This window comes from Vibrio sp. ABH4_348 (assembly GCF_056159765.1).
The window spans coordinates 597,559-619,086 of the sequence record NZ_JBSWVW010000001.1 but is presented as its reverse complement, the minus strand read 5'-3'; the positions used below and the strand labels follow the sequence as shown (position 1 = coordinate 619,086).

Here is a 21,528-nt window from a genome sequence, read left to right as displayed (position 1 = left end):
CTGTCGAGGTATCTAGTACCTAGGTAAGCGACGCGATGCGTACTTACGGTGTTAAAGACTACTCGCCATTGACGAAACATCAACGTAATCTTTTTTTTTTTCTAGAAAAATATGATGAAGCACATACTTTCACACGAAATGTGATTTACATTCCAAATTTATTTTGAACTTTAGGGAACTTTGCCAAGCACTATGTTTTTCAGCAACTTATCAAAGTTGACGTTCGATAAATGGCCAAATGCCGTTGAAGAAGGTTAAAAAATTGTGAAGTAAGCCGTAATTGATAATCCTCTGTTTTATTTGAGCATTTATCAATTACGACTTTTAAATTGAAGAGTAACGAGCATTTATAACAAACTCGGTTTGTTAAAAAAGTCCTTGTTATGAATATTGGTCAAGTAACACGACTAGTTGCTGTTCGTCCTGTACCTCTACACCCAGTGCTTCTGCTTTAGCCAGCTTGGAACCAGCATTTTCACCAGCAAAAAGGATATCTGTATTTTTAGACACGGAACCGGCCACCTTGGCACCTAGTGCTTGGAGAGCGGTTTTGGCATCGTTTCGCTTCAGCTGAGACAGTGTTCCGGTTAAAACCACCGTTTTACCATCTAAAGGACGGGCACCTTGAGATTGGTCTGATGATTCTATATCTGGCCATTTAATACCTTTGGCTATTAGCTCGTCGATCACCACTTGGTTACGCTCTTGTACAAAAAAACTCTCAACGTGAGCTGCAACTATGTTGCCAACATCATTAACTTCAATCAATTGTTCGATACTGGCCGATTTAATTTTATCTAGCGTCATAAAATGCTGAGCTAGGTTTGCCGCGGTTGCCTCGCCGACTTCTCGAATCCCCAATGAATAAATGAAGCGCGCTAGAGTTGTCAGTTTCGATTTGTTCAATGCATTGACAATATTCTGCGCCGACTTGGGGCCCATTCGCTCAAGTACCGTGAGTTGCCCGGCAGTAAGTTTGAAGAGATCAGCTGGTGTTTCCACCATCTCCTTATCAACTAATTGCTCGATGACTTTGTCTCCTAAGCCATCGACATCAAGCGCCTTACGCGAGACAAAGTGCTTTAATGCTTCTTTCCTTTGCGCTTGGCAAACTAAACCTGCGGTGCACCTTGCGACCGCCTCTCCTTCTACTCGCTCAATTACTGACTGGCAAACCGGACATTGGCTAGGAAACACTATATCTTTTGCATCATCTGGGCGCCTCGCTGTAACCACACTCGCGATTTGTGGGATCACATCTCCGGCGCGCCGAATCACAACAGTGTCGCCAATTTTGACTTGTAGGCGCTCAATTTCATCTTGGTTATGAAGGGTGGCATTAGAAACCGTCACCCCACCGACAAAAACTGGTTCTAACTTAGCCACAGGTGTAATTGCGCCTGTTCGTCCAACTTGAAATTCAACATCATTAAGGATGGTAACCTCTTCTTGAGCCGGAAACTTGAACGCAATCGCCCATCTTGGTGCTCGTGCAACAAAGCCAAGCTCATCTTGCAAAGCAATATTGTCGATTTTAATCACGGCACCATCGATCTCATACGGTAGCGAGTCTCTTTTGGCCAAAATTGAACGTTGGAACTCTTGAACCTCAGAAAAATTCTCGACCCATTTACTTTCCGGACAAACCGGCAAGCCCCACTCTTTTAGTCGTTCAAGTCTTTGATAGTGGGATTCGGCGAGCGTTCCTTGCTCAACGTAACCAACGCCATAGCAATACATAGTCAGAGGGCGAGTAGCCGTTATTCTTGGATCCAGTTGTCTCAAGCTACCCGCAGCAGCGTTTCTTGGATTTGCGAAAGCTTTCTGAGCTTTTTTCTTAGCCGATTCATTTAGAACTTCAAAACCCTGTTTGGAAATAAACACTTCACCACGAACTTCCAAAACTCTTGGATATTCTTGTCCGCGAAGTTTTAGTGGAACCGCCTTAATGGTCCGAACGTTTTCAGTAATGTTTTCGCCCGTTGTACCGTCGCCACGAGTTGCCGCTTGCACCAAAACCCCGTCTTCATAACGCAAACTTACTGCAAGGCCATCTAGTTTAGGTTCACAACTGAATCCGGTTAAGGTTGAAACATCCAATCTGTCCGACAAACGTTTATAAAATGCATCCAAGTCATCTTCATTAAAGGCATTGGATAAAGACAACATGGGTAACTGGTGAGAAACTTGTTCAAAGGCGGCGAGTGCTTGACCTCCGACTCGCTGTGTAGGTGACTCTGATGTGACTAACTCTGGATGTTCGGCCTCAAGCTTCTCAAGCTCTTGAAACATTCTGTCGTATTCCACGTCGGGTATTTGTGGAGTATCAAGTACATAATACAAATGACTGTGATGACGCAAAGCTTCGCGCAGTTCTTCTATACGTTCTAAGGACATATTTTGGGGTTCCAGTGCTAATTTGAAGGGATATGTTGCCATGAAGATAACGATTTTGCGAAAAGTTATCCGGATCAAAAAGAGCTCCAACTGGAGCTCTTTTAACAGTGTTTAGATATCTTAGCTCTTAAGCGATTTGCTCAGCTTTGTAGAGCTGAATTTGCTCCCGGTAAGCATCAAGTCGGTTTGGAGTCATTAGGTTACGTCTGTCATCTAACACGTTCCCCCCCATGTCATCGGCAATTTGCTGCGCCGTTTTCAACATAAGTTTGAAGTTTTGCTCGGGGTCACCAAAGCCAGGCAACGTCATAAAGAACGAAATCCCTTTGGTGGTGAACGTCGCAGGATCATCATGTTTCAGAGTTCCCGGTTGCATCATGTTAGCAACACTAAAGATGACTTTACCATTACCTGACAGGTCAGAATGACGATGGAAGATATCCATATCACCGTACTTGAGTCCATTTTGACTCATACTTTCAAAGAGGTCAGTTCCAACAAAGGGTTCTTTTCCATTACAGTGAACGTTAAGCACGATGACTTGCATGTCATCATCTTGGTTATCCGCCTCTTTTTCAATGACTTGATCTGATTCAACAATTTGCTCTGATTCAACTAGGCTTGCTGTTGTCACCGTCTCTAACTCTGGCGATTCAACATCAGTATCCACCGCATTAAAGGATGGAATATCTAAGTCATCGTCTAAATCATTCGAATTGCGAATTTCAGGTTGAGCTTTTGGGGATTCGATTACTGGCGAATCTATTTCTAGTGATTCTGTATCGCCTAACAAAGGGTCAGCTTTGAGCGACTCATCGTTGTCAAAACTGCGACTGGATGGCTTGCGAATAATTTCAAAATCATCTTCAGGAGCAAAAGCACGCTCGGTAGCGGTATCATTTTGCTCCTCGTCTATTTTACCTATCGGTTTGTGACCAAATTTTGCTTTAGCGTCTTTTTTACTGGTCCAAAGACCATGAAATAGCAGCGCTGCTATGGCAAGCGCACCGACAACTATTAGTACAAATCGCAATTCCTGCATTCTTAACTCTCAGACGGATATTCTTATTCAGGCAGTTGTGTTTACCTTAGTTATTTAAGCACTTTAACAAAACTGCTCCCTCTTTTAGAACAACTTAATGTTAGAAGTTCCTTAAAAATCGAGAAAATGTGTGCTCCCTGCAGCCTCTCTCGTTATTATTGGACCTTTCTCATTCATGTCTTTGTCTTTTTAAATGTTTAACATACAGACAAAGTAATCAACGGAATAAATCTAGAATGGCTACTCAACCTATCAATACGATAACAACACCAAAAGAAGCCAGAGTGCGTTCCGGATTTGGCTATTTTGCTTCAGGTGTCACTATTGCCTTCACTCCGGGAATTAGAAAATTCGTCATCTTACCTCTGATCACCAACATTCTTTTAGTTGGTGGCGCGCTGTTTTACCTTTTATACAACTTAAATGAATGGCTAAACTCATGGTTAGGAGGACTTCCTAACTTTCTTGAGTGGTTGCATTACTTGCTCTGGCCCTTCCTTGCGCTTACTGCGATTGCCACATGTTCTTATTTCTTCAGTACCATTGCGAACTTTATTGCGGCACCGCTGAATGGGTTGCTCGCGGAAAAAGTTGAGCAACATTTGTCGGGGCACAATGTCGAACAAACGTCCCTTACCTCAGTTATTAAAGATATACCTAGAGTATTAAAAAGAGAATGGCGCAAACTTGTCTACATAGTTCCAAAAGCGATTGGTTTGTTTATAATTTTACTGATACCTGCACTAGGACAAACCTTGGGGCCACTACTTTGGTTTGTGTTTACCGCATGGATGATTGCCGTCCAATATTGCGACTACCCGTTTGATAACCATAAGATCGCCTTTGATGATATGAGGCAGAATTTGAAATCAAAGCAATCTAAGGCTTATGGCTTCGGTACTGTGGTGACTTTTTTAACCTCAATCCCCATTATCAACTTATTCGTTATGCCAGTTGCTGTTTGTGGCGCAACAGCGATGTGGGTTGCAGAATTCAAAAGTCATCAGCAACACTAATATCAATTAATAAGATATAACTTTTTAATCCTTCTAAGCTTTACCACGCTCAAATATGCTAGATGCTAATAGTAGTCAATAATAATTGGCCCAAACAAAACCACACTTTATTTGGGCGTTGTGTAATGAAGGATCATAAATCATGAGCAAAATTTACGAAGATAACTCGCTTACCATTGGTAATACTCCTCTTGTTCGCCTAAATAAAGTCAGTGGCGGTAAAGTTCTAGCAAAAGTAGAAGCTCGTAACCCAAGCTTCAGTGTTAAGTGCCGTATCGGTGCTAACATGATTTGGGAAGCAGAAAAAGCTGGCACTTTGAAAGAAGGCGTTGAACTAGTAGAACCTACAAGTGGTAACACGGGTGTTGCTCTAGCGTTCGTTGCTGCAGCTCGCGGCTACAAGCTTACGCTAACCATGCCTGAGTCAATGAGTCTTGAGCGTCGTAAGCTTCTTAAAGCACTAGGTGCAAACCTTGAGCTAACTGAAGCGGCAAAAGGCATGAAAGGCGCAATTGCTAAAGCTGAAGAAATTGTTGCAAGCAACCCAGAAAAATACTTGCTTCTACAACAATTCAACAACCCTGCAAATCCTCAGATCCACGAGAAAACAACTGGACCAGAGCTTTGGGAAGCAACTGACGGCGAAATTGATGTATTCGTAGCGGGTGTTGGTACTGGTGGTACTATCACAGGTACTAGCCGTTTCATCAAAGGCGAAAAAGGCAAAGCGATTACTTCTGTTGCAGTTGAGCCAGCTGAGTCGCCAGTTATTGCTCAAGCACTAGCGGGTGAAGAAATCAAACCAGCTCCTCACAAAATCCAAGGTATTGGTGCTGGCTTCATTCCAGAGAACTTAGACCTAGAAATTATCGACCGCGTTGAAGCAGTAACGTCTGATGAAGCGATCGCTATGGCTCGTCGCCTAATGGAAGAAGAAGGCATCCTTGCAGGTATCTCTTCAGGTGCAGCAGTTATTGCAGCCAATCGTTTGGCCGAACTACCAGAATTCGCTGGTAAGACCATTGTAACTGTTCTACCAAGCTCTGGTGAGCGCTACCTAAGCTCAGCCTTGTTTGCAGGCATCTTTACTGAAAAAGAGAACCAACAGTAATACGTGGTTAAATCAATTTTTCACTGAAAAAAGCCCCTTTATGGGGCTTTTTTGTTGATCCCTGCCTCACCTTTGGTAATATCACGACTGTTTTATTTTTCGCTTCAAAATAAAGAAGCAGTTCGAAGATTCTGGTCTGTTGGCATCAAACAACCAAACGTCAAAAGACCAAAAATCATTACACGATAGCGGCTCTAACACGAAAACAACGTTTTGCAGTAGCACAATGATTGATTAAAAGTTAAGCTAAATTTGTGGTGAACTATCAAAACTATATAAATTATTCGGGGTATTAACATGTACGAGAAGAAAGTAGAAATCACAGCAGAAAACGGCCTACACACTCGCCCAGCTGCACAGTTCGTTAAAGAAGCAAAAGGCTTTGATGCGGACATCACAGTGACTTCTAACGGCAAAAGCGCAAGCGCAAAAAGCCTTTTCAAACTACAAACTCTAGGTCTAGTTAAAGGTACGGTAGTAACTATTTCAGCTGAAGGCCCACAAGCTCAGCAAGCAGTTGACCACCTAGTCGCTCTAATGGATCAGCTACACTAATACTAGCGATTGTGATGATAAAGCCATTTTGAATAAACAAAGTGGCTTTATTTAAATATGACCTTTGATCACCTAAAGTTGTACGGTCATATCGTTCCACCCTTTTTAGACCATTTTTAAGGTAAGGCTATGATTTCAGGCATTCAGGCATCTCCTGGTATTGCTATTGGTAAAGCACTACTCCTTCAAGAAGACGAAATCGTTCTTAACACCAACACCATCTCAGAAGAGCAAATTGAGTCAGAAGTTCAACGCTTCTACGACGCTCGTAGCAAATCTTCTGCTCAACTTGAAACTATCAAGAAAAAAGCGCTGGAAACTTTCGGTGAAGAAAAAGAAGCGATCTTCGAAGGTCATATCATGCTTCTTGAAGACGAAGAGCTTGAAGAAGAAATTCTTGCGCTAATTAAAGGCGACAAGCTGTCTGCTGACAACGCCATCCACACGGTTATTGAAGAGCAAGCCACGGCGCTTGAGTCTTTAGACGACGAATACTTAAAAGAACGTGCAACAGATATCCGTGATATCGGCACGCGCTTTGTTAAAAATGCATTAGGGATCAATATTGTTTCTTTGTCAGACATTGAAGACGAAGTTATCTTGGTTGCCTACGATTTGACGCCATCTGAAACGGCGCAAATCAATCTGGATTACGTACTTGGCTTTGCTTGTGATATCGGCGGTCGTACCTCTCACACTTCTATCATGGCGCGTTCACTTGAGCTGCCGGCAATCGTTGGTACAAACGATATCACCAAACAGGTGAAGAACGGCGACATGTTGGTTCTTGATGCAATCAATAACAAGATTGTTATCAACCCATCAGAAGCTGAACTAGACCAAGCGAAATCAGTTAAGGCTGAGTTCTTGGCTGAAAAAGAAGAACTGAAAAAGCTGAAAGACCTTCATGCAGAAACCTTAGATGGTCATCGCGTAGAAGTGTGCGGCAACATCGGAACAGTAAAAGACTGTGACGGCGTTCTTCGCAATGGTGGTGAAGGCGTTGGCCTGTACCGTACTGAGTTCCTATTTATGGACCGCACGTCATTGCCAACCGAAGAAGAACAGTACCAAGCGTATAAAGAAGTTGCAGAAGCCATGAATGGCGAGTCTGTAATAATTCGTACTATGGACATTGGTGGTGACAAAGATCTGCCATACATGGACCTGCCTAAAGAAATGAACCCATTCTTAGGCTGGCGTGCAGTTCGTATCAGCCTTGACCGCCGTGAAATCTTGCGTGACCAGTTACGCGGTATTTTACGTGCTTCGGCTCACGGTAAGCTGCGCATCATGTTCCCGATGATTATTTCGGTTGAAGAAATTCGCGAGCTTAAAGCAGCTATCGAAGAATACAAAGCTGAATTGCGTGCTGAAGGCCATGCCTTCGACGAAGAAATCGAAATTGGTGTCATGGTTGAAACTCCAGCTGCCGCCGCGATTGCGCACCACCTGGCTAAAGAAGTCGCTTTCTTCTCAATCGGTACTAACGACTTAACGCAATATACCCTTGCGGTAGACCGTGGTAACGAGATGATCTCTCATCTATACAACCCACTTTCACCAGCGGTTCTGACTGTAATCAAGCAAGTAATTGATGCATCGCACGCAGAAGGCAAGTGGACAGGTATGTGTGGTGAGCTTGCGGGTGATGAGCGAGCAACACTACTTCTACTTGGTATGGGTCTAGATGAGTTCTCAATGAGCGGCATCTCAATTCCAAAAGTAAAACGTGTTATTCGCAATGCTAACTTCGCAGAAGTTAAAGCCATGGCTGAAGAAGCACTTCAACTACCGACCGCTGCTGAAATTGAAGCTGTGGTAGAAAAATTTATTGCTGAGAAGTCGAAATAGCTAGATACACCAAGTGATTAGGCGTTCAAAATGGGTCGTCTAATCACGGTAATTGGTATACTATTAATCGAATAGCACAAATCTTAACGTTAGGAGCATGACACAATGGGTCTGTTTGACAAACTAAAGAAGCTTGTATCTGATGACAATGCAGACGCAGGTGCAATTGAAATTATCGCCCCTCTTTCTGGTGACATCGTAAACATCGAAGACGTGCCAGATGTGGTATTTGCTGAGAAAATCGTTGGTGATGGTATTGCTATCAAGCCTGCTGGCGACAAAATGGTTGCACCAGTTAACGGTACCATTGGTAAGATTTTCGAAACTAACCACGCGTTCTCAATCGAATCAGATGACGGTGTTGAGCTATTTGTTCACTTCGGTATCGATACCGTCGAGCTGAAAGGTGAAGGCTTCAAACGCATCGCTGAAGAAGGTCAAAGTGTAAAAGCTGGCGACACTATCATCGAGTTTGATTTGGCTCTACTAGAAGAGAAAGCGAAGTCAACTTTGACTCCTGTTGTTATCTCTAACATGGATGAAATCAAAGAACTGAACAAACTTTCTGGTTCAGTGTCTGTTGGTGAGACTCCTGTTCTTCGCGTTACCAAGTAAACGCGAGAAAAACGAATTGAAAAACGCTGCTTTGTGCAGCGTTTTTTGTTTCTGTATTTTGGATATTTGGGTCTAACGAAAGGGGTTCTAGTTTAACCCCAAGGCATACTTTAAAACGTTCTGTTTTATCGGCCCACTGTTCTCAGCCACTTTCAGAGCCAAGTTTCTAGCCAGCTTTAACGGCGCAATTTCATTACTGAACCCTTTGTAAAATACATCCATTCCAGTCTGCATCAAAAGATTGTCTGGTTTGCGTCTGCGTTGATAGCGCCCAAATGCCTCTACGTCTATTGTGTCCAGGCACTCTTCCAGCAGTACTTTCACATCGCGAAAGCCCAAATTCACACCTTGACCTGCCAAGGGATTGATCGTGTGTGCGGCATCACCTACTAACACCGCTTGCTTTTGAAAATAACGCTGTGCATGACGACGGGTGAGCGGAAACGCGCCTCTATCTTTTACTTTCACCATTCCAAGTTCTTCAGGAAAATGCAGTGCTATCTCGGTCTCTAGTTGCTCAACATTCATTGCCATCAGCTGTTTGATTCGAGTGGGGTTGTCATACCAAACGAGCGAACCATTTTGACCTGCAAGTGGCAGAAACGATCTTGGACCTGATGGCGTGAATTGTTGCCAGGTAATATCTTGTTGAGGCAACTCGGTCTCAACGGTAATCAACATACAGTGCTGTCGATAATCCCAAGCGGTTAAACCAATGCCAATTTCATTACGCACTTGGGAATTTGCCCCATCGGCTCCAATCACATAATTGGCTTCAATACACTCACCTGTATTCAGCGTGACCGTCACAGTTTCTTGCCAATCAAATTCGGAAATAGAAGATGGACAAAAAACGCTTATATTGTCGTAACTTGCAAACTCTTGCCACAAGCCAAGCTGAATCACTCGATTTTCAACTATGTAACCCAACTGCTCTAATCCGACAGAATCGGAATGAAAACGTGTACGACAACCTGGGTGTTCCCAAGTTTCTAGACGTTTGTAGGGACAAAGTCGCATCGACTCAATCGTTTTCCAAGCTCCTAATTGTGCTAGTAGCTTAACCGATGCCATTGAGATGGCTGATACACGAACGTCCCACGGTTGATCTGCAGCGAAGCTATGAGGCTTGCGTCCTTCAACAACCGCGACTCGTTTACCTTGCTGGGCAAACCCAATGGCACACGCAGCGCCAACCATACCGCCGCCGACGATAAGTACATCAAACTTAGACATATGTTTACTCGAATTTTGCACTGACTTTAGGGTTTCACATTCCAATGAGATTGACCAGAAAAACTGTAAAAAACCTCAAGTAAAACGGGGTCAAGAGCCTTGTACAATCTTGTCTGGCACGATAATCAAGCAAGGCTAGTCAGGTGGTATTTAAAGCAGTACAATACGCGCCCTATCACGCGGTTCAGATCACGGTGTATGAACCAGGCTGCCTTTTCAGCTTCATCAAATGGCGTGTATAATTTTTTAACAGGCGCATCAGTGTGCCAAAGTTATGTGAAATACTGAGCGGAAACGAAATGAGTAAAAAACTGCTAATTAAAACTTGGGGTTGCCAGATGAACGAATACGATTCATCAAAAATGGCCGATCTACTGAACGCAGCCAATGGCTACGAACTTACAGAAGAACCTGAAGAAGCGGACGTTTTACTCTTAAATACGTGTTCGATTCGTGAAAAAGCACAAGAAAAAGTGTTCCACCAGCTCGGTCGATGGAAAACGTTAAAAGACTCCAAACCTGGTGTAGTGATCGGCGTCGGCGGCTGTGTTGCCACTCAAGAAGGCGACCACATCCGCGAACGTGCACCATTTGTCGACGTAATCTTTGGCCCTCAAACGCTGCACCGTCTTCCAGAAATGATTAAGCAATCACAGAGTGATGATGCACCGGTAATGGACATCTCGTTCCCTGAGATTGAAAAGTTCGATCGTCTGCCTGAACCAAGAGCCGAAGGCGCAACAGCCTTTGTTTCTATCATGGAAGGCTGTTCAAAATACTGTACATTCTGCGTGGTACCCTACACTCGTGGTGAAGAAGTAAGCCGTCCGCTAGATGACGTGTTATTTGAAATTGCACAGCTTGCTGAACAAGGCGTGCGTGAAGTTAACCTTTTGGGACAGAACGTAAACGCGTATCGCGGTCCGATGCACGACGGCGAAATCTGCAGCTTTGCTGAACTGCTGCGTTTAGTGGCGTCTATCGATGGTATTGATCGCATCCGCTTTACCACCAGCCACCCATTAGAGTTTACTGATGATATTGTCGCTGTGTATGAAGATACACCAGAACTGGTTAGCTTCCTGCACCTCCCAGTACAAAGTGGTAGTGACCGCATTTTGACTATGATGAAGCGTCCTCACACGGCAATTGAGTACAAGTCCATTATTCGTAAGCTACGCAAGGCTCGCCCAGACATCCAAATCAGCTCTGACTTTATTATCGGTTTCCCAGGGGAGTCGGATAAAGACTTCCAAGACACCATGAAGCTGATTCGCGATGTTGATTTTGATATGAGCTTCAGCTTCATTTACTCGCCGCGTCCGGGTACTCCTGCAGCTGACTACCCTTGTGACACGCCAGAAACTGTTAAAAAAGAGCGCTTGTACGAGTTACAACAGCAAATTAACAGTCAAGCGATGCGTTTTTCGCGCTTGATGATGGACACAGAACAACGAATTCTGGTTGAAGGACCATCGAAAAAGAATCTAATGGAACTGCGTGGACGTACAGAGAACAACCGCATCGTTAACTTTGAAGGCCCAGCAGAGCTGATTGGCCAATTTGTTGATGTGAAAATTGTCGATGTGTATCCAAATTCACTGCGTGGTGAGTTGGTTCGAACCGAACAAGATATGAACCTACGCGTAGTCGTTTCTCCAGCGGAAATGATGGAAAAAACGCGTAAAGAAGATGAGCTAGGTGTTGCGACTTTTACGCCCTAGCCTAGCTCACTGACCCAAAGACAGCACAAACACCCGGTCTCAATCGGGTGTTGCTGACTGCTGTAAATGAGAGGCAAATTTGAGTAATAAAATTGTAACCTTAGAAATCCATCTAGAACCTTCCGACAATCGCCGCCTTGCCAGTCTTTGTGGCCCATTCGATGACAATATCAAGCACTTGGAACGCCGACTTGGCGTAGAAATCAGTTATCGAGGAAATTTTTTCTCTATAGTCGGTAAGCCCCACACTTCCGCTGCCGCGCTAGATATCATCAAAACCCTTTACGTTGAAACGGCTCCAGTCAAAGGTAAACAGATTGATATTGAACCCGAGCAAATCCACCTCGCGATTAAGGAATCTGGCGCGTTAGAACAAAGCAGTGAATCCGCAGTAGAACACGGTAAAGAAGTCTTTATCAAAACCAAAAAAGGCGTCATAAAACCGCGTACACCAAATCAAGGTCAGTACTTGATGAACATGGTGACGCATGACATCAGCTTTGGTATTGGTCCTGCAGGTACCGGTAAAACCTATCTCGCCGTTGCTGCCGCAGTAGATGCGCTCGAGCGCCAAGAAATACGCCGTATATTGCTGACGCGCCCTGCGGTTGAAGCCGGCGAAAAGCTGGGCTTTTTGCCCGGTGACCTGAGCCAAAAAGTCGACCCATATTTGCGTCCACTTTATGACGCGCTTTTCGAAATGTTGGGCTTTGAACGCGTTGAAAAACTCATCGAGCGCAATGTTATTGAAGTAGCACCGCTTGCCTATATGCGCGGACGAACGCTAAATGATGCGTTTATCATCCTTGATGAAAGCCAAAACACCACAGTCGAACAAATGAAAATGTTCTTGACCCGTATTGGCTTTAACTCCAGAGCTGTCATTACTGGTGACGTGACGCAGATAGATTTGCCACGCGGTGCCAAATCAGGCTTGCGCCATGCCATCGAAGTACTTAGCGAAGTCGATGAAATTAGTTTTAACTTCTTCCAGTCGGACGATGTAGTTCGTCACCCCGTTGTGGCTCGAATCGTCAATGCCTATGAAAAGTGGGAAGCAAAAGATCAAAAAGAGCGTAAAGCTCGTCGAGAAGAACGCGAAGCTCGCGCTGCACAAGAACAAACTTCTGCTACTGAAACGGCCCCTAGTAAATGAGTATCTATCTCGACCTACAGATTGCGTGCGAAGATCGCACGCAATTGCCTACAGAAGAACAATTGCTCGCTTGGTTCTCGGCGGCTATTTCAGCGGAAAAAGCAGCTGGTGAGATCACGGTTCGCATTGTTGATGAAGAAGAAAGCCAGACGCTTAACCGAGATTATCGAGGCAAAGATAAGCCGACAAATGTGCTCTCCTTCCCATTTGAGGCTCCTCCCGGAGTAGAAATTGATCTTCTCGGCGACTTGATTATTTGTAAGCAAGTTGTTGAATTAGAAGCAAAGCAGCAAGGTAAGACCTTAACAGCACACTGGGCACATATGGTTGTACATGGTTCATTACATCTGTTAGGTTATGACCATATCGAGGATGAAGAAGCAGAGGTTATGGAAGGCCTCGAAACACAAATTATGCTGAAGTTGGGATTTAACGCTCCTTACCTCGCAGAAAAAGAACAGTGATTACCTCTTTGGGTACACGACGTTCTTGGTGACAGGTTGGTTGCTCCAACGCCAACCCGTATGTGTGCTATCACACTTTGATAGCTTTTTAGATATGAGAAAAAATGAACGACGATCATTCTCCCTCGTCTCCTGAAGGTAAACAGGAAAAATCAGAAGGTCCGAGTAGGAAGTCCTTCTTTGAACGCCTAGGTCAATTGTTTCAAGGTGATCCAAAAGACCGCCAAGAGTTAGTCGATGTTATTCGCGACTCTGAAATCAACGACCTAATTGACCATGACACAAGAGATATGCTCGAAGGTGTCATCGAAATTTCAGATATGCGCGTCCGCGATATCATGATCCCTCGCTCTCAAATGGTAACCGTAGAACGGACTGATGTGTTAGACAGCCTAGTTGCGTTGATCACAGATGCCCAACACTCCCGGTACCCAGTTATTAGCGAAGACAAAGATCACGTTGAAGGCATTCTACTTGCGAAGGACCTACTTAAATACTTGGGCTCTGACAGTGCTGAATTTGATATTGAAGAGGTGATTCGACCAGCCGTTGTGGTTCCTGAAAGCAAACGCGTTGATCGCTTGCTAAAAGAATTCCGCGAAGAACGCTACCACATGGCTATTGTTGTCGATGAATTTGGTGGCGTGTCCGGCCTAGTCACTATCGAAGACATCCTTGAGGAAATCGTGGGTGAAATCGAAGATGAGTTTGATGAAGACGACGAACTCAATGTTCGTAAACTCAGTAAACACACCTTCTCAGTAAAAGCTTTAACACCGATTGATGAGTTTAATTCACTGTTTAGTGCAAGCTTTCTTGATGAGGAAGTCGATACCATAGGCGGACTCGTTATGACCGCATTTGGTCACTTGCCTTCTCGCGGTGAAAAAATTGATATCGAAGGCTTTACCTTCAAGGTAACTGGTGCGGATAGTCGTCGTGTATTGCAACTTCAAGTCACGGTACCAGACGAAGAAAGTATCCCAACTACAGAGAATCACTAAGACGCATGTCACTAGTATCTGTTGTAAGACCTTTAGGGCGGCCCATCGTAGCCGCCCTTTTTGGCGCTCTCGCCACCTATTCTTTTGCTCCCTACGCTTTGTGGCCACTGGCCGCAGTCAGCCTTGCAGGGCTGTTCTATGTAATCGACAACCAAAGTAGCAAACGAGCTGCACTAGTCGGCTTTTTTTGGGGACTAGGGTATTTCGCCAATGGTATAAGTTGGGTACACGTCAGCATCGCGACTTTTGGTGGTATGCCACTTACTGCTGGCTTGTTCTTAATGGCGTTGTTAGTAGGTTACTTGGCGTTATTTCCTGCGCTATTTGCGTTTATCAATCGCAAATTTACAACCCAATTAGGTTGGACCAAATATCTGCTTGTCGCCCCTGCTCTCTGGGTGCTCGTTGAATGGTTGCGGGGCTGGCTGCTAACGGGGTTTCCTTGGCTTTGGGCCGGTTACAGTCAAATCGATAGCCCTCTCGCGGGTTTTGCTCCTGTTGCAGGTGTAGACCTAATTAACCTGTTTGTAGCACTCATTGCGGGTTCGCTGGTAGCTGCTCTCAAGCTAAGATCCGTTCGCTGTTTTATCGTCACACCTGCGGTCATTTTGTTGGGCTGGATTTTATCTGGTATTGACTGGGTTACCCCTTCAGATGAAAGTACTTCTCTCGCACTGATTCAGGGCAATATTGCCCAAGAGACAAAATGGCTACCCAGTAATCGTTGGCCAACTTTGCGGATGTATTCCGACCTGACAAGAGAACATTGGGATAAAGATATTGTCATATGGCCAGAAGCTGCGATCCCGGCTTTTGAATTCGAGTTGACCTCTTTTCTCACCAATCTCGATTCAGCGGCAAAAATGAATCAATCCGCGGTGATCACTGGTGTGGTCAACATGGATAAAGACAAGCAGTTTTACAACAGCGTTCTGACGGTTGGCGTAACCGAATACGGCGACTATCAATACGACTTAAACAAGCGCTATCACAAACATCACCTATTGCCGTTTGGTGAATTTGTCCCTTTTGAAGATATTTTGAGACCACTTGCTCCGATTTTTAATTTGCCTATGTCCAGCTTTAGCCGCGGTGATTACGTTCAACAAAACGTTGTCGCCAATGGCCGACACCTTGCTCCTGCCCTGTGTTACGAAATTATTTTTAACCAGCAAGTGCGAGACAATATTACTGAAGACACCGACTTTATACTCACGTTGTCGAATGATGCTTGGTTTGGGTCGTCCTCAGGGCCACTGCAACATATGGAAATTGCACGGATGCGAGCATTAGAGACGGGCCGCCCTGTCATCCGTTCAACCAATAATGGCGTCACTGCCGTAACCGATCACAAAGGGAAAATCATTGCGGCGCTCCCTCAATTTGAACGTGCGGTGTTAACGGCAAATATAAACAGCACGCTGGGTACAACGCCGTTTCTTAAAGTGGGAAGTTGGCCGGTGTATTTATGGAGCGTAATAGTTGTGTTACTGGCTTGTCTACATCAGTTAAGACAAAGTAAAGTCAGGGCCGCAAAGGAACGCGACTAAACGCTTTGTTGCCGCACTGGTAGCAAGGACTGATGACGGTTGGGTGGTTATACGTGGTCTTGTGGCCACATTTTTCGCAGACCAAGATACCCAACCCAATCATTTCCCCTGCTTGATACAACCCTTTATGCTCAAGGTCTTCAAATAACTCTACCCATTCCACCTGAGTTTTATCAGTAATATCCAATAAACCTTGCCAAATGGAATCGACCAACGCCAAATAAAACGGGCTCGATTTACTTTCTTCATATTCACTTGCAAAGGTTTTAAGGTCGTACTTCACATAGGCAGAAATAAGCGCCAGTTCATCCTTAGTTAAATCACTGGCAGCATTGGCATAGCGGCCTGATTGTTCAAGCACGTGATTAAACTCTTCAGGGCTGTGTTTCAGTACTTCAACTACGTCCTCGACCAACTGCTCGTATTTAGGCTTGGATTCTGACATCTTTCCTCCTTACACAAGTGTTGTTGTGGGTGTCCGCTTTAGGTATTCTATGTCGATCTATCAGCTTCTGTTCTAACCGAACTCACAATTTCCAAGATAACGGATTTCATCGATGCAAGAGCAATACAACCCGCAAGAGATTGAACAGCAGGTTCAAAAGCACTGGGATGACAACAAAACATTCTCAGTGAAAGAAGACGAAAACAAAGAAAAGTTTTACTGCTTGTCTATGTTCCCCTACCCAAGTGGCCGACTGCACATGGGTCACGTGCGTAACTACACGATCGGTGACGTTGTTTCACGCTTTCAGCGCCTCAAAGGCAAAAACGTTATGCAGCCAATGGGCTGGGATGCGTTTGGCCTGCCAGCAGAAAATGCGGCAATTAAGAACAATACTGCGCCTGCAAAGTGGACATACGAAAACATTGATTACATGCGTAATCAGCTAAAGTTACTTGGTTTTGGTTATGACTGGGATCGCGAGATTGCTACCTGCCATCCTGAATACTACAAATGGGAACAGTGGTTCTTCACTAAGCTTTATGAAAAAGGCTTAGTTTACAAAAAAATGTCTACGGTTAACTGGGATCCCGTAGACCAAACGGTTCTGGCAAATGAGCAGGTTATCGACGGTCGCGGCTGGCGTTCAGGTGCGGTTGTCGAGCAAAAAGAGATTCCGCAGTGGTTTATTAAAATCACCGACTACGCTCAAGAGCTTCTGGATGATCTAGACAAACTGGAACACTGGCCTGAGCAAGTAAAAACCATGCAGCGCAACTGGATCGGTCGCTCTGAAGGTCTAGAGATTGACTTCAAACGCGCCGATAACAGAGATGTGTTTACCGTTTACACAACTCGACCAGATACCTTTATGGGTGTTACTTATGTTGCCGTTGCAGCTGGCCACCCAATTGCGGCGGAAGCAGCTAAAAACTCAGCCGCTGTTGCTGAATTTGTCGAAGAGTGCAAAAACACCAAAGTTGCCGAAGCCGATATGGCAACGATGGAGAAAAAAGGTATCGCTACTGGCTTTACCGCGGTACATCCAATTACCGGTCAAGAAGTACCAATCTGGATCGCCAACTTTGTCCTAATGGATTACGGTTCTGGTGCAGTTATGGCCGTTCCGGGTCATGATCAGCGTGACTACGAATTTGCCAGCGCTTACGGTCTAGAAATCAAGCAAGTTATCCAGCCGGAAGAAGGCAGTGAGCTAACCGCCGATCTTTCGAAAGAAGCTTTCACTGAAAAAGGTCTGCTCGTTAACTCCGGTGAGTTTGACGGCCTTAACTTCAAAGATGCCTTCAATGCAATTGCCGACAAACTTGAAGCGCAAGGCGTAGCAAAACGCAAAGTCAACTTCCGTCTACGCGACTGGGGTGTAAGTCGTCAGCGCTACTGGGGTTCACCAATCCCAATGCTAAATAAGGAAGATGGCTCAGAACTTGCCGCTCCTGAAGATATGCTGCCTGTCCGCCTTCCAGAAGACGTGGTGATGGACGGTGTTACTTCACCAATCAAAGCGGATCCAGAATGGGCAAAAGCTTCAGTTAATGGCGAGCCGGTTTTCCACGAAACCGACACCTTTGATACCTTTATGGAGTCGTCTTGGTACTATGCTCGTTACTGCAGCCCACGCTACGATGAAGGGATGCTAGAGCCAGGCGCTGCAAATTACTGGTTGCCAGTTAACCAATACATTGGTGGTATTGAGCACGCTATCTTGCACCTATTGTACTCACGCTTCTTCCACAAACTGCTACGCGACTTTGGTTTGGTTGACTCTGACGAACCATTTGAGCGCTTGTTGTGTCAAGGCATGGTGTTGGCTGATACCTATTACCGCAAAGACGAAAAAGGTGGTGACGTCTGGTTCTCACCTACCGATATTGCAACGGAAACCGACGATAAAGGCCGAGTGACAAAAGCATGGCACAAAGAAGACGGTCAACCTGTTCTGTCTGCTGGTATGAGCAAGATGTCAAAATCGAAGAACAACGGTATTGATCCACAAACTGTGATTCAGCAATACGGTGCGGATACGGTTCGATTGTTCATGATGTTTACTGCGCCACCAGAACAAACCCTTGAATGGTCTGATTCAGGTGTTGAAGGTGCCAACCGTTTCCTAAAACGCGTGTGGAAACTGGTGAACGAGCACACTTCAAAAGGTGAAGCTGGTGCTATCGATACATCTGCTTTCAACAGCGATCAAAAAGCGCTACGCCGAGATGTACACAAAGCTATCGCCAAGATCACCGACGATATCGACCGCCGCCAGACCTTCAACACTGCCATTGCTGCAACTATGGAGTTGATGAACAAACTCGCTAAAGCACCACAAGAAAGCGAGCAAGATCGCGCCATCTTAGACGAAGCGCTAAAAGCCGTAGTTGTGATGCTGTACCCAATCACTCCACACATCTGTTTTGAATTGTGGAAAGCACTTGGTCAAACAGACATCGACAACGCAGCGTGGCCGACATTTGATGAAAAAGCTCTGGTTGAAGACGAAAAACTGATTGTGGTTCAGGTAAACGGTAAACTTCGTGCAAAACTCACTGTTGCTGCTGATGCGTCAAAAGAAGACGTTGAAGCACTTGGCCTTAACGATGAAAACGTCGTTAAATTCACAGAGGGCAAAACGGTACGCAAAGTTATTTATGTTCCCGGTAAATTGCTCAATATTGTTGCCAACTAGTCTAAACGATTAGTTTGTTAACAACCCAGTAAGCGGGTCCGCCCGCTTACTTTAACTAAACCTATATTCAGATACTCTAGAATGGGTTTAGTTAAAGTAAGCCAACTTGTTTAGAGAGCCTTTTCCTAATGATGCATCGCTTTTCCTTCATTTCTCGATTTTTCGTTTTTGTCATCTCTTTAACCTTGGCAGGCTGTGGCTTCCATTTAAGAGGCGATTATTCCATTCCAGACGAACTAGAAACCATGTCGATAACCAGCTACGACAAATATTCTATGTTTACTCGAATTGTTGAAGGACAACTTAGACTTAATGAAATTGATCTTGTATCGCCAAGTTCTACGACACCTAATCTGCATTTAATAAGCGAAAGCATCAGTGAGCGCACCCTATCCCTTTATCAAAACACACGTGCAGCTGAAAAAGAGATCACCTTTCGTTCCTCGTATCGCGTTACCGTTCCCGATGTTGGCGAACGCACATTCTCGACAAGTGTGACTCGAAGCTACCTAGATAACCCGCTCACTGCGCTAGCTAAATCTGTGGAGAGAGATTTGATTGAAGATGAAATGCGCAAGCTCGCGGCATCGCAAATCCTGCGCCAAATGGCTCGTCTCAAAGTTAATTTTGGTGGTAAGCCTGTAGAGCCCTCTTCTCAGCAAGACTACTTGGTACACACAGAAACGGTTGACGCACCAGAAACCGCAAACTAATCGGACTCGCCGATGCGTATCTTTGCCGACAAACTAGAGCAACAATTATCTCGTTCCAAGCACCCAATGTATTTATTGTTGGGGAACGAGCCCTTATTGCTGGATGAATCTAAACAGTTAATCGCTAAAACGCTACAGCAAGCTGGCTTCGATGAAGTCCATCGCTTTGTTGCCGATTCCAGCCTCGATTGGTATCAAGTTCAAGATTGCTTTCAAGCACTAAGCCTGTTCTCTGCTCAACAATTGATCGAGATTGAAGTACCCGAATCTGGGTTCAATGCGACTTTGGGTAAATCGCTGGCTGAACTGATTCCCTTGTTTAACCAAGATACCGTGTTGGTCGTCATTGGTTCCAAAGTGACCAAAGCACAGGAAAACACTAAGTGGTTTAAAACCATTGCGGAAAACGCGTGTTGGGTGAACTGTCAAACGCCAGAACTAGCTCATCTGCCGAGATTCATTCAGCAGCGCTGCCATAAACTTTCTTTGAAGCCTGAACCTGATGTCTTGCAAGTAATGGCGCAATGGCATGAAGGGAACTTGCTGGCTCTCAGCCAAAGTCTAGAAAAGCTTGCACTTCTATACCCAGATGGTGAACTGACTCTGCCTAGAGTCGAGGAAGCATTGTCTCGACATAATCACTTCACTGTTTTCAACTGGGTCGATGCGTGGTTGGCAGGCAAGTCGAATCGAGCACAACGTATTGTTCGCCAACTTGAATCTGAAGGTATCGAAGCCATTATTTTGCTGCGAACCTTACAAAAAGAAATCAACATTCTCATCGAGTTGGCCTCGACACCAATTAATCAACAAGCCAGTGTATACAGCAAGCTAAGGGTATGGGCATCCAAAAAACCTCTGTACCAATCCGCTTTGCAAAGAAACTCGATTGCGGACTTGTTACAAATCGTCAAACTACTTGCCAATGCAGAACGTTTGGCAAAAACCCAATATGAAGACAATTGTTGGCCAATCCTGCAACAGATTAGCCTTAACCTTTGTCAGGCAAGTAAAGTAGCGATAAAAGCGTGATATACTGCGCGCCCTTTTTATCTGGGCGCTTGGTCCAATTCAAATTCCAGTACTATAGGTTTCGATGCTTTGTGTCGTAACTACTGGAATACAATTCGAATACAATTTTAGGATTTAACATTGCAACACCTTAATCTTCAAGAATTCTTGGCTGACAAAGCCGACGACATGAAAGCCGTTGATATCATTACACTCGATGTCAAAGGCAAGTCCAGTGTCACTGATTACATGATCATTTGTACCGGAACTTCTAAACGTCATGTCGCTTCGATTGCCGACCACGTAACCAAAGAAGCCAAAAACGAAGGCTTAAACCCATTAGGGGTAGACGGTGAAGCCGAAGGTGAATGGGTAGTGGTTGATATGGGTGACGCTATGTTGCACGTGATGCAAGAAGCCCAAAGAGAACTTTATCAACTGGAAAAACTTTGGGGCTAGTCGTTGAAAATACAGCTAATTGCCGTAGGCAGTAAAATGCCAAAATGGGTTGAACAAGGTTTTGAAGAATACCGTCGCCGATTTCCAAAAGACATGCCGCTTGAATTGATCGAGATTCCAGCTGGAAAACGCGGCAAAAACGCCGATATTGCCAGAATCCTTCAAAAAGAAGGTGAAGCCATGTTGGCTGCCATCAACAAAGGTAGCCGTATTGTCACCTTAGATATTCCGGGGAAACCTTGGGACACCCATCAATTAGCCACTCAGCTTGACGCTTGGAAGTTAGATGGCCGTGATGTCGCGATACTCATTGGCGGTCCAGAGGGGCTTGCACCAGCGTGTAAAGCGGCAGCAGATCAAAGCTGGTCACTGTCTCCTCTCACTTTGCCACACCCCTTAGTTAGAGTGATCATGGCGGAAAGCTTGTACCGCGCTTGGAGCGTGACAACTAATCACCCTTACCATCGAGAATAGC

19 protein-coding genes are annotated in these 21,528 nt (G+C 44.9%); 15 read left to right on the top strand and 4 right to left on the bottom strand.

Annotated features, from left to right (window positions below):
• Positions 1-381 precede the first annotated feature (381 nt).
• Both ligA and zipA read right to left on the bottom strand, forming a co-directional pair.
• On the bottom strand, positions 382-2,397 hold the full coding sequence (ligA, locus tag ACXAFJ_RS02865) for an NAD-dependent DNA ligase LigA (protein WP_475321283.1): 2,016 nt from the start codon (positions 2,395-2,397) through the stop codon (positions 382-384).
• A gap of 127 nt (positions 2,398-2,524) precedes the next feature.
• Entirely contained in the window at positions 2,525-3,439 is a 915-nt protein-coding gene (gene zipA / locus ACXAFJ_RS02860; protein WP_475321282.1) for a cell division protein ZipA, read from the bottom strand.
• A gap of 236 nt (positions 3,440-3,675) precedes the next feature.
• Here zipA and cysZ point away from each other — a divergent pair, with 236 nt between their 5' ends.
• The 5 genes from cysZ (at position 3,676) to crr (ending at position 8,590) form a co-directional block, all read left to right on the top strand.
• Positions 3,676-4,455 carry a sulfate transporter CysZ gene (cysZ, locus tag ACXAFJ_RS02855; protein WP_475321280.1) on the top strand — a complete coding sequence of 260 codons (780 nt, stop codon included), beginning with the start codon at positions 3,676-3,678 and terminating at the stop codon, positions 4,453-4,455.
• 142 nt (positions 4,456-4,597) lie between these two features.
• A complete protein-coding gene (gene cysK / locus ACXAFJ_RS02850) occupies positions 4,598-5,566 on the top strand; it encodes a cysteine synthase A (RefSeq protein ID WP_475321278.1) in 969 nt (322 codons plus the stop codon).
• A gap of 297 nt (positions 5,567-5,863) precedes the next feature.
• Entirely contained in the window at positions 5,864-6,121 is a 258-nt protein-coding gene (locus tag ACXAFJ_RS02845; RefSeq protein ID WP_475321276.1) for an HPr family phosphocarrier protein, read from the top strand.
• Between the two features lie 129 nt (positions 6,122-6,250).
• Complete coding sequence (gene ptsI / locus ACXAFJ_RS02840; protein WP_475321275.1) at positions 6,251-7,975, top strand: phosphoenolpyruvate-protein phosphotransferase PtsI; 1,725 nt, start codon at positions 6,251-6,253, stop codon at positions 7,973-7,975.
• A gap of 105 nt (positions 7,976-8,080) precedes the next feature.
• Complete coding sequence (gene crr / locus ACXAFJ_RS02835; RefSeq protein WP_475321274.1) at positions 8,081-8,590, top strand: PTS glucose transporter subunit IIA; 510 nt, start codon at positions 8,081-8,083, stop codon at positions 8,588-8,590.
• A gap of 87 nt (positions 8,591-8,677) precedes the next feature.
• Here crr and ACXAFJ_RS02830 read toward each other — a convergent pair whose 3' ends face one another.
• Positions 8,678-9,826 (bottom strand): 2-octaprenyl-3-methyl-6-methoxy-1,4-benzoquinol hydroxylase, encoded by a 1,149-nt coding sequence (locus ACXAFJ_RS02830; RefSeq protein ID WP_475321272.1) that lies wholly within the window; start codon positions 9,824-9,826, stop codon positions 8,678-8,680.
• A 299-nt stretch (positions 9,827-10,125) separates the two neighbouring features.
• Here ACXAFJ_RS02830 and miaB point away from each other — a divergent pair, with 299 nt between their 5' ends.
• The 5 genes from miaB to lnt all read left to right on the top strand — a co-directional run bounded on the left by miaB (position 10,126) and on the right by lnt (position 15,724).
• Positions 10,126-11,550, top strand: coding sequence for a tRNA (N6-isopentenyl adenosine(37)-C2)-methylthiotransferase MiaB (miaB, locus tag ACXAFJ_RS02825; protein WP_475321271.1), 1,425 nt, complete (start codon positions 10,126-10,128; stop codon positions 11,548-11,550).
• A gap of 79 nt (positions 11,551-11,629) precedes the next feature.
• A complete protein-coding gene (locus tag ACXAFJ_RS02820; RefSeq protein WP_475321270.1) occupies positions 11,630-12,706 on the top strand; it encodes a PhoH family protein in 1,077 nt (358 codons plus the stop codon).
• Positions 12,703-13,170 carry an rRNA maturation RNase YbeY gene (gene ybeY / locus ACXAFJ_RS02815; RefSeq protein ID WP_475321268.1) on the top strand — a complete coding sequence of 156 codons (468 nt, stop codon included), beginning with the start codon at positions 12,703-12,705 and terminating at the stop codon, positions 13,168-13,170. The genes ACXAFJ_RS02820 and ybeY overlap by 4 nt, the downstream gene beginning before the upstream one ends.
• 104 nt (positions 13,171-13,274) lie before the next feature.
• On the top strand, positions 13,275-14,174 hold the full coding sequence (gene corC, locus ACXAFJ_RS02810; protein ID WP_475321267.1) for a CNNM family magnesium/cobalt transport protein CorC: 900 nt from the start codon (positions 13,275-13,277) through the stop codon (positions 14,172-14,174).
• Positions 14,175-14,179: 5 nt separating this feature from the next.
• A complete protein-coding gene (gene lnt, locus ACXAFJ_RS02805) occupies positions 14,180-15,724 on the top strand; it encodes an apolipoprotein N-acyltransferase (RefSeq protein ID WP_475321265.1) in 1,545 nt (514 codons plus the stop codon).
• On the opposite strand, the gene ACXAFJ_RS02800 is transcribed toward lnt, so the two are convergent.
• Positions 15,699-16,169, bottom strand: a complete 471-nt coding sequence (locus ACXAFJ_RS02800; RefSeq protein ID WP_475321264.1) for a zinc ribbon-containing protein — start codon at positions 16,167-16,169, stop codon at positions 15,699-15,701. The genes lnt and ACXAFJ_RS02800 overlap by 26 nt on opposite strands.
• Positions 16,170-16,281: 112 nt before the next feature.
• Here ACXAFJ_RS02800 and leuS point away from each other — a divergent pair, with 112 nt between their 5' ends.
• The 5 genes from leuS (at position 16,282) to rlmH (ending at position 21,527) form a co-directional block, all read left to right on the top strand.
• Positions 16,282-18,870: a leucine--tRNA ligase gene (leuS, locus tag ACXAFJ_RS02795; RefSeq protein WP_475321263.1), complete on the top strand. Its 2,589-nt coding sequence runs from the start codon at positions 16,282-16,284 to the stop codon at positions 18,868-18,870.
• Positions 18,871-18,998: 128 nt separating this feature from the next.
• Positions 18,999-19,583, top strand: a complete 585-nt coding sequence (locus ACXAFJ_RS02790; protein WP_475321262.1) for an LPS-assembly lipoprotein LptE — start codon at positions 18,999-19,001, stop codon at positions 19,581-19,583.
• Positions 19,584-19,595: 12 nt separating this feature from the next.
• Entirely contained in the window at positions 19,596-20,615 is a 1,020-nt protein-coding gene (holA, locus tag ACXAFJ_RS02785; RefSeq protein WP_475321260.1) for a DNA polymerase III subunit delta, read from the top strand.
• A 120-nt stretch (positions 20,616-20,735) separates the two neighbouring features.
• Positions 20,736-21,053 carry a ribosome silencing factor gene (rsfS, locus tag ACXAFJ_RS02780; RefSeq protein ID WP_475321258.1) on the top strand — a complete coding sequence of 106 codons (318 nt, stop codon included), beginning with the start codon at positions 20,736-20,738 and terminating at the stop codon, positions 21,051-21,053.
• Positions 21,054-21,056: 3 nt separating this feature from the next.
• Entirely contained in the window at positions 21,057-21,527 is a 471-nt protein-coding gene (gene rlmH / locus ACXAFJ_RS02775) for a 23S rRNA (pseudouridine(1915)-N(3))-methyltransferase RlmH (protein WP_475321256.1), read from the top strand.
• Position 21,528: the final 1 nt, after the last annotated feature.

What these genes read in the sequence shown, in the direction of transcription:
- ligA (WP_475321283.1), bottom strand. Translation starts at nt 2,397, where the DNA reads ATGTCCTTAGAACGTATAGAAGAACTGCGCGAAGCTTTGCGTCATCAC.
- zipA (WP_475321282.1), bottom strand. Translation starts at nt 3,439, where the DNA reads ATGCAGGAATTGCGATTTGTACTAATAGTTGTCGGTGCGCTTGCCATA.
- cysZ (WP_475321280.1), top strand. Translation starts at nt 3,676, where the DNA reads ATGGCTACTCAACCTATCAATACGATAACAACACCAAAAGAAGCCAGA.
- cysK (WP_475321278.1), top strand. Translation starts at nt 4,598, where the DNA reads ATGAGCAAAATTTACGAAGATAACTCGCTTACCATTGGTAATACTCCT.
- ACXAFJ_RS02845 (WP_475321276.1), top strand. Translation starts at nt 5,864, where the DNA reads ATGTACGAGAAGAAAGTAGAAATCACAGCAGAAAACGGCCTACACACT.
- ptsI (WP_475321275.1), top strand. Translation starts at nt 6,251, where the DNA reads ATGATTTCAGGCATTCAGGCATCTCCTGGTATTGCTATTGGTAAAGCA.
- crr (WP_475321274.1), top strand. Translation starts at nt 8,081, where the DNA reads ATGGGTCTGTTTGACAAACTAAAGAAGCTTGTATCTGATGACAATGCA.
- ACXAFJ_RS02830 (WP_475321272.1), bottom strand. Translation starts at nt 9,826, where the DNA reads ATGTCTAAGTTTGATGTACTTATCGTCGGCGGCGGTATGGTTGGCGCT.
- miaB (WP_475321271.1), top strand. Translation starts at nt 10,126, where the DNA reads ATGAGTAAAAAACTGCTAATTAAAACTTGGGGTTGCCAGATGAACGAA.
- ybeY (WP_475321268.1), top strand. Translation starts at nt 12,703, where the DNA reads ATGAGTATCTATCTCGACCTACAGATTGCGTGCGAAGATCGCACGCAA.
- corC (WP_475321267.1), top strand. Translation starts at nt 13,275, where the DNA reads ATGAACGACGATCATTCTCCCTCGTCTCCTGAAGGTAAACAGGAAAAA.
- lnt (WP_475321265.1), top strand. Translation starts at nt 14,180, where the DNA reads ATGTCACTAGTATCTGTTGTAAGACCTTTAGGGCGGCCCATCGTAGCC.
- ACXAFJ_RS02800 (WP_475321264.1), bottom strand. Translation starts at nt 16,169, where the DNA reads ATGTCAGAATCCAAGCCTAAATACGAGCAGTTGGTCGAGGACGTAGTT.
- leuS (WP_475321263.1), top strand. Translation starts at nt 16,282, where the DNA reads ATGCAAGAGCAATACAACCCGCAAGAGATTGAACAGCAGGTTCAAAAG.
- ACXAFJ_RS02790 (WP_475321262.1), top strand. Translation starts at nt 18,999, where the DNA reads ATGATGCATCGCTTTTCCTTCATTTCTCGATTTTTCGTTTTTGTCATC.
- holA (WP_475321260.1), top strand. Translation starts at nt 19,596, where the DNA reads ATGCGTATCTTTGCCGACAAACTAGAGCAACAATTATCTCGTTCCAAG.